12 protein-coding genes are annotated in these 12528 nt (G+C 33.0%); 9 read left to right on the plus strand and 3 right to left on the minus strand.

Features of this window, described 5'->3' with window-relative positions; all coding sequences use genetic code 11:
- Positions 1 to 20: 20 nt before the first annotated feature.
- Positions 21 to 662, minus strand: a complete 642-nt coding sequence (trhA, locus tag EKH84_RS06385) for a PAQR family membrane homeostasis protein TrhA (protein ID WP_127065635.1) — start codon at positions 660 to 662, stop codon at positions 21 to 23.
- Between the two features lie 193 nt (positions 663 to 855).
- Between trhA and EKH84_RS06390 the strand changes: the two genes are divergently transcribed.
- From EKH84_RS06390 to EKH84_RS21910, 7 genes are all read left to right on the plus strand, one after another.
- Positions 856 to 1509, plus strand: a complete 654-nt coding sequence (locus EKH84_RS06390) for a DUF1836 domain-containing protein (protein ID WP_243118645.1) — start codon at positions 856 to 858, stop codon at positions 1507 to 1509.
- 210 nt (positions 1510 to 1719) lie between these two features.
- Complete coding sequence (locus EKH84_RS06395) at positions 1720 to 3738, plus strand: methyl-accepting chemotaxis protein (protein WP_127065637.1); 2019 nt, start codon at positions 1720 to 1722, stop codon at positions 3736 to 3738.
- Positions 3739 to 4024: 286 nt separating this feature from the next.
- Entirely contained in the window at positions 4025 to 5545 is a 1521-nt protein-coding gene (locus EKH84_RS06400; RefSeq protein WP_127065638.1) for a radical SAM/SPASM domain-containing protein, read from the plus strand.
- Positions 5546 to 5618: 73 nt separating this feature from the next.
- Positions 5619 to 5783: a hypothetical protein gene (locus tag EKH84_RS21905; protein WP_190283505.1), complete on the plus strand. Its 165-nt coding sequence runs from the start codon at positions 5619 to 5621 to the stop codon at positions 5781 to 5783.
- Positions 5784 to 5818: 35 nt separating this feature from the next.
- A complete protein-coding gene (locus EKH84_RS06405) occupies positions 5819 to 6013 on the plus strand; it encodes a hypothetical protein (protein ID WP_127065639.1) in 195 nt (64 codons plus the stop codon).
- A gap of 47 nt (positions 6014 to 6060) precedes the next feature.
- Positions 6061 to 6255 carry a hypothetical protein gene (locus EKH84_RS06410; RefSeq protein WP_127065640.1) on the plus strand — a complete coding sequence of 65 codons (195 nt, stop codon included), beginning with the start codon at positions 6061 to 6063 and terminating at the stop codon, positions 6253 to 6255.
- A 360-nt stretch (positions 6256 to 6615) separates the two neighbouring features.
- Positions 6616 to 6792, plus strand: a complete 177-nt coding sequence (locus EKH84_RS21910) for a hypothetical protein (RefSeq protein WP_190283506.1) — start codon at positions 6616 to 6618, stop codon at positions 6790 to 6792.
- Positions 6793 to 6937: 145 nt separating this feature from the next.
- On the opposite strand, the gene EKH84_RS06415 is transcribed toward EKH84_RS21910, so the two are convergent.
- On the minus strand, positions 6938 to 8596 hold the full coding sequence (locus EKH84_RS06415) for a phosphoenolpyruvate carboxykinase (ATP) (RefSeq protein WP_127065641.1): 1659 nt from the start codon (positions 8594 to 8596) through the stop codon (positions 6938 to 6940).
- A 274-nt stretch (positions 8597 to 8870) separates the two neighbouring features.
- Between EKH84_RS06415 and EKH84_RS06420 the strand changes: the two genes are divergently transcribed.
- Positions 8871 to 10160 (plus strand): aminotransferase class V-fold PLP-dependent enzyme, encoded by a 1290-nt coding sequence (locus EKH84_RS06420; protein WP_127065642.1) that lies wholly within the window; start codon positions 8871 to 8873, stop codon positions 10158 to 10160.
- On the opposite strand, the gene EKH84_RS06425 is transcribed toward EKH84_RS06420, so the two are convergent.
- Positions 10157 to 11719 (minus strand): putative polysaccharide biosynthesis protein, encoded by a 1563-nt coding sequence (locus EKH84_RS06425; RefSeq protein ID WP_127065643.1) that lies wholly within the window; start codon positions 11717 to 11719, stop codon positions 10157 to 10159. The genes EKH84_RS06420 and EKH84_RS06425 overlap by 4 nt on opposite strands.
- Before the next feature lie 172 nt (positions 11720 to 11891).
- Between EKH84_RS06425 and EKH84_RS06430 the strand changes: the two genes are divergently transcribed.
- Entirely contained in the window at positions 11892 to 12449 is a 558-nt protein-coding gene (locus tag EKH84_RS06430; RefSeq protein ID WP_127065644.1) for a hypothetical protein, read from the plus strand.
- The last annotated feature ends 79 nt before the right edge of the window (positions 12450 to 12528 follow it).

A 12528-nucleotide genomic window follows, 5' to 3' on the forward strand; every position in this document is an offset into this window, starting at 1 on the left:
CTTAAAGACTTTAAAGCCTATTAAAGGACATATCTAAGAATAGCCCAGTAGTGGCAGGCACTACCTAACATAACAAAGATATGAAAAATTTCGTGAAAGCCAAAGTTAGGTGAAATATTAGGTTTCTTGCAGCCGTAAATGATACCACCAATGGTGTACATTAATCCTCCTAGTAGCAAATAGATAAAGCCACCTAAAGAAAGTGAAGCATACAGTGGTTTAAGTGCAAAAAGAGCAATCCAACCCATACCAATGTAAAAGCCGGTAGAAAGCCATCTAGGCATATTAATCCAACATACTTTTAAAATAATACCAATGATTGCAAGACTCCAGACAGTAATAATAATACTCCATTTCCAAGCACCTGTTAATGAGAGCATACAAAATGGGGTATAAGAACCAGCAATTAAAACAAAAATCATAGAATGATCCAATTTTTTTAGTTTAAGCAAAATCGCATCAGTGGTGTGGACTAAGTGGTAAATGCCACTAGTTGTATAGAGAGCAACTAAGCTCATACCAAATATAATAATTGAAACAATAGCTGTAGTGCTAAGAGAAATATCAGTAAGGTTAAGTAAAAAGATTGTGCCAATTAATGAAAGTACAGCACCGAATAAATGAGTTAAGGCATTAACTGGTTCTCGTAAATATTGTTTCATATAATCATCTCCTAAACTCATTAAGTAGTTTCGAATACTACTTAATGTTATATATAAAATTTATCATATTGTTAGCATATAAGTCAATAGCGTTTTTAAAATAAATTCTCTTGATTTTAATATATGGGATGTGTATGATGAAAGTAGTAATGTAGAGCTTATAAAGATAGGAAGACTACTAATGGAGGGCACTGTGGAAAATAAAGAGATTAATAAAATAATAGAGACCTTAAAATTAGATGAAGTAATAGAACCTCAAAGCATTCCTAACTTAGATTTGTATATGGATCAAGTCATTACACTTTTCGAAGAAAAATTGGCACATACGAAAAGGAACGAAGAAGATAAACTACTGACAAAAACCATGATTAATAATTATGCAAAGGATAAACTTCTTATGCCTGCTAAGAAGAAAAAGTATACAAGGGAACACATTATACTTATGATCCTTTTATATGAAATGAAGCAAATCTTAACTATTTCAGATATCAAGACTTTATTTGGCATTATTGTTAAAGAAGACCGAGTTGATGCCAAAAAGCTTGAAGAGATATACCAAATTTATTTAACCCTTAAAAAGAAGGGGATTGATGACTTTAAAGAGCAAGTAGAGAAGGTTAAAGTTAGTTTAAATCAGCAATTAGAAGAATCTAACTTAATCCCATTGGAACTAAAGCAAGTGGGAGAATTAGATAGTGAATTAGCTGAGAACAGAGAGACAGATGAAAAAGTAAAACCTAAAATAGAAGATATGCTTATGGTTATTATGCTTACACAAAGAGCAAATTATTATAAAAGATTAGCAGAAAAAATAATAGATGAAAAAATTAAAGTAAATGAGTTGTAAAAAGACAAGAGCTATAAAAGTTCTTGTCTTTTTAGCGTTAAAGAAGTTTGCAAGTCGTATAGGGATTTCTATCAAAATAGTAGGATTAAGATATATTATTTAGTTTAAGTAAAAAATATAAAGTATATGAAATTGACTTTTATTTAATAAATATTGTATTATAATACAGTGAAAAAATTATGTAAACAAAATCATCAAGGGGGACTCAATATGACTAGAAAAAGGACAGTAAATAAGAGTAAGAAAATGTCGCTACATATCGATTTGATAATTACGCTATGTAGTATTTTATGTATTATAGTAGTGGCGACAGCTATTTCCATGATTTCTTACAATGAAAGTAAAAAAACAATAAAAGACTTGACGATGAATCACCTACAACAAAATGGTAGAGAAGTAGCAAGGAGCGTAGGACGGGAAATTCAGATAAGAAAACAACAATTAGAAAATATTGCAGTATTAGATGAAGTACGTTCTATGCAGTGGAATGAGCAACAAGCAATTTTGATTAGAGAAGCTAATGCATGGCAATATCGAGATTTGTTTGTAGCGTATACAGATGGGAATGTGCATTATGCAAAAGAAAATGCTATTAAATATCAAAAGGAAGAGGATTTCTTTAAACTTATCATTAAAGGAGAACCTGTTATTACGGAGCCCTATATTGTAGAAGATGAAGGTGTCAGCATTATTACCTTAACAACACCTATTAAGGGAAAAGAAGGGGAAATAATAGGTATACTTTGTGGAAGTATAACTTTAGATAGTGTTAATGAGATTATACAACAAGTAGGTTTTGGTAACAGTGGATATGCGTGTATTGTTAATAATGCAGGAGAATTTGTGGCTCATAAGGATATGGACTTAGTATTTAATAGAGTACCATTTCTAGAGCAAGGTACCTATTTAAATGAATTACTTGATCAATTAATGGCTAAGGAAAGTGGCCAAGGAGAATATCATTTTAATGATGGGGTGAGATACGTAACCTATGAACCTCTAGAAGGAACTGCTTGGTCTTTGCTTGTTACTGAGTCAAAGAAAGAGCAACTACAGCCTTTAAATCATATATTATGGACAAATATTATTATTACGCTTATTTTGATTATTATAAGTTCTATTATAATAAGTTTACTTATACGTTATTACATGAAGAACTCACTTGAAAGAATGAACAAAAGAGCTAAACAATTAGGTAGATGTGAACTTATAGTAGATCAGGTAGCTCATTATCCTAATAATGACGTAGGTGAGGCGTTAGAAGTATTAGATGAGGGGATCAAGGTCCTTCATAAGACAATGCAAGAGATTAAAGATACAGAAGGTGCAGTACTAGAGAGTAGAAATGAAATAGAAAGTATGATGAAAGGCATTACAGATGAAGTGAGCCATACAACAAGTACAGTAGAGAATATCACAGCAAGCTTAGAAGAAGTATCTGCTAATCTAGAAGAGATGGATCAAGTTATACATAATGTGGAGAATAGTACAGGACAGTCTAATAGATATGTAGAAAAGGGAGTAGCTATGGCAAAGGATATTCAGTTGCAAGCTACCAAATTACATGAAGAGACTATTGCATCTAAAGATCAGGTACAACAGCTGTATATGGAGGCTAGTGGGAGACTAGGAAAAGCTTTAGAGAAAGTGAAAGTTGTTGAAGAAATTACTACTGTATCTAACAGTATTTTAGCTATTGCGGAGCAGACAGATTTATTAGCTCTAAATGCAACAATAGAAGCAGCACGTGCCGGAGAACAAGGGAGAGGCTTTGCGGTTGTCGCTAATGAAGTGAAAAATCTAGCAGAGGCTACAGGAGAGCAAGTACATGTTATTCAGAACAATATTAATGAGGTGTTAAAAGCTGTACAAGACCTCTCATCGGCTTCAGCAGACATGTTAAATATTCTTAAGCACCAGGTTTTAGATGACTATGAAAATATGATTAGCATTACGCTTAAATATAAAGAAGCAGGTAATGAAGTTAAACAGATGGTAGAAGGAATTAAGGAAAAGTCAGAAGAAATCGTTGATGCAATTTCTTATACGACACATAATATGGGAGACATCTCCAATGCAACTACTCATATTGTAGGTGCAGCAACAGATATTGTTGCAAGCATGGGCAGTATAGAAAAACAAAACCAAGTAATACTAACCAAAGTAAATGAAAATAAAGAAGCATCAGAAGCATTGGCAAGTTTAACAAAACAATTTAAACTGTATTAATGATATAGAAAAAAGGTGTTACATAGCTCGTTTTAAGAGGCTATGTAACACCTTTTTTATGTAAATGATTTGAAGAATAGTAACATTATATATTCATAAACATACATGTCAGGCCATTAGGTTGAAGTGTATAAAAGTATAGTGTAAAATTTTTTTATAAAATTTTGAAAATTTAAAAATGAATGTACTGTTTTTTAGTTATTAAGTCACCAGTTTGTCATAACTATTCTATAAGAGAAAAACTTTTTGTAGTGAAAAGTTTATAAAAGACGAAAGGGGAGTAAAGATGTATAAACCAATTACAGCAGTTTGGGAGATTACAATGGGGTGTAATATGCAATGCAAGCACTGCGGTTCCAGTTGCTCATCAGCTTTGATAGGGGAATTAACCACAGAAGAAGCACTAGGACTATGTAAAGAAATAGGGGAGCTGGGGTTAAAATGGATTACTTTATCAGGAGGGGAACCTACTATAAGGAAAGATTGGCATCAAATTGCAAAGGCACTTAACGAAAATGGTGTTATACCAAATATGATTACAAATGGTTGGCTATTTTCAGAAAAAGAGGCGCAAAAGGCTGAAGCTGCGGGCATTAATACATTAGCAATTAGTATAGACGGTCTTCAAGAAACCCATGATTATATGAGAAGAGAAGGCTCCTTTGAATGTTCTATGAACGCTTTTGAATGTTTAAGAAACACCTCTGTACATACGGCAGCTATTACTACTATTCATAATAAAAATATAAATGAATTAAAGCAGATAAAGAATATATTAATAGATAAAGGTGTTGAAAGATGGCAACTTCAAATAGGCTTACCGATGGGAAATATGGCTCACCATCAAGATTTAGTAACTCCACCAGAAATTATAAATGATATTATCAATTTTGCATATGAAGAAACTCAAAAGGGAGGAATTATCATTGATTTGGCAGATTGTATAGGTTATTTCAATGCAAAAGAAATAGAGGTAAGAGAAAAAAACTCAGGGCAAGAAGGATATGGTTGGGATGGCTGTGGAGCAGGAAAACATAATTTTGGCATTTTACATAATGGAGATATTATAGGGTGCGTATCTATTAGAGATAACGAGTTAGTAGAAGGAAATATAAGAGAAGAGCCATTAAAGTCAATTTGGGAAAAGGCAGATGCTTTTAGTTGGAATCGTCAATTAGTAAAAGAACAATTAAAGGGGAATTGCCAAAAATGTAAGTATGGGTCTATTTGTAAAGGGGGATGTACGAATTCCCGATTAGTCCATAAAGGCAGCATTTATGAAGAAAACAAGTATTGCTCATATAGCCTTGTAATGGATCAAGCTCAAGAGACTTTTAGCCGAGTAATAGACACTGGAGAACTCTTACTTAAGTCTATGAAATTTTTACAATATAAGCAGTATCAATTAGCAGAGATGACACTGTCATTATATTTAGAACATGAGCCATTTGATTTAGAAGCTTATAAAAACTATGGATTTGTCGCATTTATGTTAGCGAACTACGAAGAAGCTAAAAAATGTAATGAAAGTATTTTAAAGAATAATCCGTTGGACGTATATGCCTTAAAAGGACTAGGTCTAACGCTAGCAAAGATGGGACAAGTAGAAGAAGGAATAGCTTATTTAAAAAGAGCTATTGAACATACAGATCATACATTTTTAGACCCGTATTATGATTTAGCAATTACTTTAGTTGAAGATAATCAGTTAGAAGAAGCCCAAGCCCTTATTTATGAGGCTACATTAAAGTATAAAGAATTTAAGCCATATGAGGAGTTATTTAATAAAAGATTAGGGATTTCTTAGAGTAAAACCAGGTATTTTTAATTTTCATTATTGAAAACTTAAAAATAAATATTAAAAACAAGGAGGGTTAAAGATGCAGGAAAACGAAAAAGTGACCAAAGAGCTAACGGATGAAGAACTTATGGAATTAGCAGGAGGATTTATAGCAGAAACTTCACTAAATAAGGTAGCAGTATTAATGTATGCTATTCGTCCTATTTTTCCAGAGTTCATAAAAAGAGTATTGGGATTATTTTAGTAAGCAAGAAAAATTTATTGTAGGAGTAGAAGCGTATGGATAATAACAAGCAAAAAGAACTTATAATGGATGAAATTATTATTGAAGAATTACAAGAAATATCAGGAGGAACCATAAGTGCAATCAATACATTACCTGGATTGAAGCCTCCTATATTATCAGGTTTAGTAGCAGTACCTGATAAATTTATACCTATTGGTGGTGTTATTAGAAGGTATACAAAATGCTAGAATACTTAAATTAAAAAATTTGAATAATCGATAAGGAGATGAATAAAATGGAAGAAAATAAAAAAGCAATTCAAACATTAACAGATGAAGAACTTATGGACTTAGTAGGTGGGGTTAGTTTTCCTAATATTATAAATATAATTAAATTCCCACCTTTATTTCCGCCGTTATTACCACCAGTTAAGGTAATACCACCTATAATGGCACTTTATGCTATTTCTCCAATTATAACAAAATTTTAAATGATTCTTTATCTTCGTATGTTAGAAATAGTATGTGAAGATAAAGGTAGTACTAATAATGTTTCTATATAAGGGAGTTTAGTTAAATGAATGGGCTAAACTCCCTTATATTATTAATTTAATATTGTATCTATAAATTAAAGGAGAAGGAGTATTAAATGAGGGTACATTACATAGAAGCTGAAGAGTATCTAATTGCATATTTTCCTCGGACTTTAAGATGCTTTGTTATAAATCAAATGGTGTAATCTTTTATTGATGCTATTGAGTTAGGCGTTGATAAGGAAAGCATTATTTCTATATCAAAAATTCAAATTTAATAAATCAAGGGGGAATTTAAAATGAAAGAATGTAAAAAAAATGATTAAACAACTTACAGATGATGAACTGATGGAAATGGCAGGTGGATTTGAAATAAGTATCTCGCAAAAAACAAACGCAATAGTTATGCTAAAATATGGTGTTTATCCTGTAAGGCCACAGTCAATAGATAAGGTGATACTTTTGAATGATAAGATATATCCTAATAGAGCTTGAAAATAAATAAGAGCTAAGATTATTAAATGATAAGTAGCTAGACTTAAAAAACAAAGGCATCCTATGAAACGAGAGATTTTCGTTTGATAGGATGCCTTTTTAGTGCTTCAATTGGCGATTTTCACACTAGGTTATTTAAAATAAATTAAGCATTTTTAGCTTCAGCAACAACTTTTTTCAATGCTTCAAGAGCATCGGCAGGAAGTTTGTCGAAGCCTCCTTTTACAGTATCACGAGATGCAACGAAATCTACACGGTCTTGCATACGTTTTTGTAATTGGTCAACATAGTTTTTATCAGAGAAGTCTGGAACAAAGCCTTCAACTTCCATAATTTCGATATCAGAGAATGGTCCCCATGGTTTGAAAGTAGCTTTACCTTCAACAATGGCTTCAAGTACACCAAGCGTATCTTTTGGTGTTACTTTTTTACCCATGAAGTCTCCTGTATTGATGATGTAGCAATCTACATTTCTTTCAGCAACTAATGCTTTAAATTTATCATAGTCATTTGCAAGTGGGTAGGTTCTAAATGGATTAGCATATGGTTCAACTACTAAAGCATTTGGATCTACGCCAGGAGCAAGTCTTTCTGCACTTGAACGTTTGGTAGCAAGTGTAGCACCCATAACTGAAGCAAGTTCAGCACCACTAAGTTTTACTACTGGTGGAATAGTAGGGTCTTTCATAATCCAGAAGATAGCATTAACTGGTTCATCAAATTTATTAACACGGTTTGGTGACCAGAGAATAGATTTAACAGCACGACCATTACCATTACGTACATCTTCTGTAACAGGAACGATTTTACCATCTTCATCCATAGTAGCACCACAGTTTTGCATTGTAACAAGGTATTTGTTATCTTCACAAGTAAGTGGGTAATCTTGTGTTTTATCAAAGTAAGCTGGTTCTAAAGCAACTGAAGAGCCATCTTCTGTTGAAATAACAAAAGCATCATCATGAAGTACAGTAATATCATATTTACCGCCATGACGCGCATGTGTAAGTGTTGATTTACCAGAACCAGAAAGTCCGAATACACCAGCTACGAAAGCTTTACCACCTGGAAGGTTGTAACGTTTTTGACCGCCGTGACAAGATGCATAACCATGACGATTAGCCATAGCCCAAGCAAGTGTTAATGTACCTTTTTTGTGTTCTCCAAAGTATCTCATACCAAGGATAGCAGCACAGTTGTGTTCTGGGTCAAAGAAGGTAAGACCCATTGGATGATCTGGATGTGACCAGTCTGGATCAGAGAAGATGTAAAGGTCTCCATCTGGATATTCTTTAGACTCAGCATACATTCTTGAAACTTCTTCGTTGATCGCTTGGAAGTTTAGTAACCAAGAATACATAATATTTTCTTGAGTTTCAGGAATGCAGAGGTGAGCTTTTACAGAGAAATCTTTATCAAGACCTACGATAGCTTGTGCATGATAAAGCTTTTTAGTACGAGCTTTGTAAATTGCTTCACTTATTTTTAATGCATATTCTCCTTGATTAACGCCTGGTTCGCCCATGATTTTACGAGCAGCAGCAGCACGGCCACTTACAGCACCATCATTGAAAAGAAGAATCTTACTATCTTCATCAAGGCCTAAAAGTTCTGGGTTGTATACAGGAATATCTGTTACTACAGTACCAGGAGAGTTTTTAGCTAATTTATAAGCTTCTTTTAGAGATGTTACAGGCGTTACATTATTACCATAGAATGCTGTTTCGATTGTGGTACGAATTTGGTGGAAAATAGGATTACTAGCTCCAATTTCAGTTCTAGGGAATCTTGCTTTTGTTGACATATGTAAATCCTCCTTAAAATAAAAATAGTATCATTGCATGCTATTTTGTTAAATTTGAGATAAACCTCTCTAAACACAATTATCTTTTATTTTTAGGAATAAGTCAACAAATATAGTTGATTTGTATATTATTATAAAAAATAATATTAAATATTGAAAATAAAGTTAAATATAGAAACATATTTGACTGATTTTATATAAATAAAAGACCAATAGGCATATATTCATAATTTTATTTAGAAAGAATATAATTTTCTAGGGGGTGAGAATATAGATGGAAGAAAAGGTTAAATACAGAGAATTGTTTAATGGTATAGAGGTGCCGGTTAAACTTATAGATGGAGAGTCTGTGTGTCCTATCAACTTTGATAATGCGGCTACAACTCCTCCTTTAAAAAAGGTAGATGAATTTATTTATGAAAATATGATGATGTACGGTTCGGTTGGTAGAGGTGGGCATAAGTCATCCTATTGCACGAAGGCTTATGAAGTGTCAAGAGAGGAAGTACTTGATTTTTTTGGATTAACACCTAATGACGGTTATGAGGTAATCTATGTTAAAAATACTACAGAAGGAATTAATTTATTAGCTACCTTATTATGTAATCGTAATCACAATAAGATATTAACAACGCGTATGGAACATCATGCCAATGATTTACCATGGAGGAATGTAGCTCAGCCTTTTTATGCTGAGGTAGATGAAAATACAGGGAAGCTAGAAATAGATACCTTGGAGGATCGACTAAAAAAAGCTCAGGGAACAATTAAATATGTCAGTGTTACAGGTGCTAGCAACGTAACTGGTTATATTACACCTATCCATGAGATTGCCAAATTAGTTCACCAATATGGTGCTAAGCTGATTGTTGATGCGGCACAATTAGTAGCTCATAGAGAAATTAATATAAAAGGAAAGACTAAGGATGAAAACATTGATTTCTTAGTGTTTTCTGGTCACAAAATGTATGCACCTTTTGGAAGTGGGGTAGTTATAGCTTCAAAGCAAATGTTAGAAGAATGTCCTCCCTTTTTAAAAGGAGGAGGAACAGTTTCGTTTGTATTTGATAATGATGTTTATTATAAGGACACACCTTATAAAGATGAGGCAGGAACACCTAATTTTTTAGGTGTCATGGCTGTTGTTGCAGCTATGACAGTTTTGAAAAAGATAAGCTTTGAGGCAATACAAGCACATGAAGAAATTCTTAGAAATCACTTATTATTAGGCCTTAAACAAATTTCAAAAGTCATATTATATGGAGATTATTTAGAACAAAACCGAGTGGGGGTTATACCCTTTAATATACAGGGCATGCATCAGGACAAAGTAGGAGAATTTCTACAAGATAAAAGAGGAATTGCTGTTAGAACAGGGTGCTTTTGTGCACAACCTTATGTCATGCGTCTTCTAGGTATAGACAATGAAGAACGGTACAAATATTTAGTTAATCCAAAACTTGAAAAACCAGGAATGGTGAGAGCAAGCTTTGGACTTTATAATACAATAGAGGAAGTAGATGAATTTTTAAATGTGATAGAAATGATGGTAGCTCATAATTAGTTAAGGAAAGGCATGTGTTTTTTTAACCAAGCCAAATCTTCAGAGGATAAACATTCTATAATAAAGAGAACAACTAAATAGATTATAATAGTTAAACTAATACCTATAATCACTTTAGTTGTTAAACCAAATTGATAACGGAAAAAACGATTAATAATAAGGCTAGAGAATGTTCCTCCTGCTGCAGCTGCTAGGCTGGGTTTTAAAAGCCAGTTAGTAAGCTGAAATTTAATATGCGTCGTATTTAATAATGCATTGAAATTAAGAGTAGAGGTTAAGATACAACTAATCATCATAATACCCATAAAAGCAGTCATGCCCTTAATTGGTAATAGAAAGTAAATTAAAATAATGCGACAGATGGAATCTAACATACTATATTTAAGACAGCTCATTTGTTTACCAAGGCCCTTAAGGATACCATCTGTAACTACTTCAATATAAATAAAAGGTACGACTAAAGAAAGGGCACATAGCATAGGGCCTATAGCTTCATTTTTATAGATAGCGAAGCCTAGTTCATTGCTATAGTTCACAAATATACCAACTACTAAAATACTTAAGATAAAGGTAAGTTGTAACACCCGATTAGTAGTTGTAATCACTCGTTCTTTTCGCTTTAGCACATTGGCCTTGGCAATTTCAGGCACCAGTGTAGTAGAGAAGGCTGTAAGAAAAGCAGAAGGAAAAAATAAAATAGGTAGTACCATGCCTTTTAGCATGCCATATAGCCCCATAGATTCTTGAAAAGAGTTTCCAAATTTCTTAAGTCCAGTAGGAATTAAAATGTTTTCAATAGACATAAACACATAAGCAATATAAGAAATAGAAGCAATAGGTAATAAAATGCTAATTAGACGTATAAATAAATTAGTAGAGCTCTCTAAAGCGATACTATTTTCTTTATTATGAGCTTGATGATATTTACGGCGATCTAAAATAAAGAGTGAGCCTAAATAGCTCCAGGAGGTCATTTCACCAATTGTAAGTCCAAGGCCTATAGCGCCATAAGCATAGGAGAGGCCAAGAGGAGAATAGAGCTGTACAAGAGTAAGAATAAGTCCCATTTTAACAATTTGTTCTATAATATCTGCACTGGCTGGAAAAACAGTTTTTTTAGTGGCATAAAAGTAGCCCTTAAAACAAGAGGAGCAGCTAATGAAAGGAATGCTAATAGAAAGGAGTCTTAGGCCTATACTAGCATGAGAATCATGAATAATGTGCATGGCTAAATAAGGTGCGCCTATAAAAAGTAGAATACTTATTAAAAAGCTTAAGCTTAGGGCAAAGGTAAAAGCAATACGCATAATCTTAGCAATGTTATGGGGAGCCCTGCGGCCTAATTCTTCAGCTACTAATTTAGATACAGATACGCTAAGACCAGCAGAAGCAAAGGCAACTGCAGTTGTATAAACAGACATAGTAAGTTCATAAATGCCAATGCCTTCAGCACCTAATATATGAGATAAAAAAACAATAGAAATCATGCCTATAGTCCGGGTAAAGAAAGAAGTAGCTGTTAAAATAAGCGTACTGACCATAAGTGTCTGCTCTTTCATAGATTGTCTCCTTTCAAAGAGAAAAAGTAAGGTACATTTAAAAGTCTTGTATGAAAACAGTATATGTGCAGCTATGAAAAATTAGGACTAGTTAGTTGAAATTGGACGTTGATTTTAATAGAGTGGGCTAGGTATAATGACTGTAAATGGTCAGTTGTTTAGGAGGAAAAATATGAGAAGTCAAAGACAAAAAATACTTAATCGTATAGATGAAAGTCCAGCTACAAGCATGCAAAAAGATTATGCACGTTCTTTAGGAATTACTTTGCCAGAAGCAGCTACGAAAAGTGATGCAAAAGCACTGATAGATTTAGAATTAGATTCCGATGAGCCTGCATCAGAAGGGCTAAAGGCTTTTGCAATAGAAAAGGGAATGAAATTCTCGGATTACGTAGGAAATAAATATCTTCATAATTTATTATTTGATAACCTTGAATCATTAGATAAGGTTATTTTCTTTTGCTTTTGCATTTATAAATTCCATTTTAATGACAGTGAGGAACATATATTGGAACATCCAAAAAAAGAGGTTTTTCAGGATTTTGGGGAACAATATGTTAAAGATAGTTTTTTTGTAGCTTCCATGGAAGAGTATATCGGAGAAGAATTAATAGCTTTCGGAAAAAGTGAAAAAGTAACTAAAGAGGGAAAAAAAAAAACAATCTATGGTGGTAGTATTTATACAAGAGCTTATAAAAACGCCTATGATTACCTTAAAGCTTATATTTAATATGAGAAATATTAAAAAAACTTAAGATTTATACAATGAGGTAAAAATTAAGGTATAATAGTGACTGTAAATGTATAAG

Origin of the sequence: Cellulosilyticum sp. WCF-2 (assembly GCF_003990395.1) — a bacterium.
Classification (GTDB): Bacteria; Bacillota; Clostridia; order Lachnospirales; family Cellulosilyticaceae; genus Cellulosilyticum; species Cellulosilyticum lentocellum.

Bases quoted from the DNA above. Each gene is read 5' to 3' on its own strand.
- trhA (WP_127065635.1), bottom strand. From the start codon at position 662: ATGAAACAATATTTACGAGAACCAGTTAATGCCTTAACTCATTTATTC.
- EKH84_RS06395 (WP_127065637.1), top strand. From the start codon at position 1,720: ATGACTAGAAAAAGGACAGTAAATAAGAGTAAGAAAATGTCGCTACAT.
- EKH84_RS06400 (WP_127065638.1), top strand. From the start codon at position 4,025: ATGTATAAACCAATTACAGCAGTTTGGGAGATTACAATGGGGTGTAAT.
- EKH84_RS21905 (WP_190283505.1), top strand. From the start codon at position 5,619: ATGCAGGAAAACGAAAAAGTGACCAAAGAGCTAACGGATGAAGAACTT.
- EKH84_RS06405 (WP_127065639.1), top strand. From the start codon at position 5,819: ATGGATAATAACAAGCAAAAAGAACTTATAATGGATGAAATTATTATT.
- EKH84_RS06410 (WP_127065640.1), top strand. From the start codon at position 6,061: ATGGAAGAAAATAAAAAAGCAATTCAAACATTAACAGATGAAGAACTT.
- EKH84_RS21910 (WP_190283506.1), top strand. From the start codon at position 6,616: ATGATTAAACAACTTACAGATGATGAACTGATGGAAATGGCAGGTGGA.
- EKH84_RS06415 (WP_127065641.1), bottom strand. From the start codon at position 8,596: ATGTCAACAAAAGCAAGATTCCCTAGAACTGAAATTGGAGCTAGTAAT.
- EKH84_RS06420 (WP_127065642.1), top strand. From the start codon at position 8,871: ATGGAAGAAAAGGTTAAATACAGAGAATTGTTTAATGGTATAGAGGTG.
- EKH84_RS06425 (WP_127065643.1), bottom strand. From the start codon at position 11,719: ATGAAAGAGCAGACACTTATGGTCAGTACGCTTATTTTAACAGCTACT.
- EKH84_RS06430 (WP_127065644.1), top strand. From the start codon at position 11,892: ATGAGAAGTCAAAGACAAAAAATACTTAATCGTATAGATGAAAGTCCA.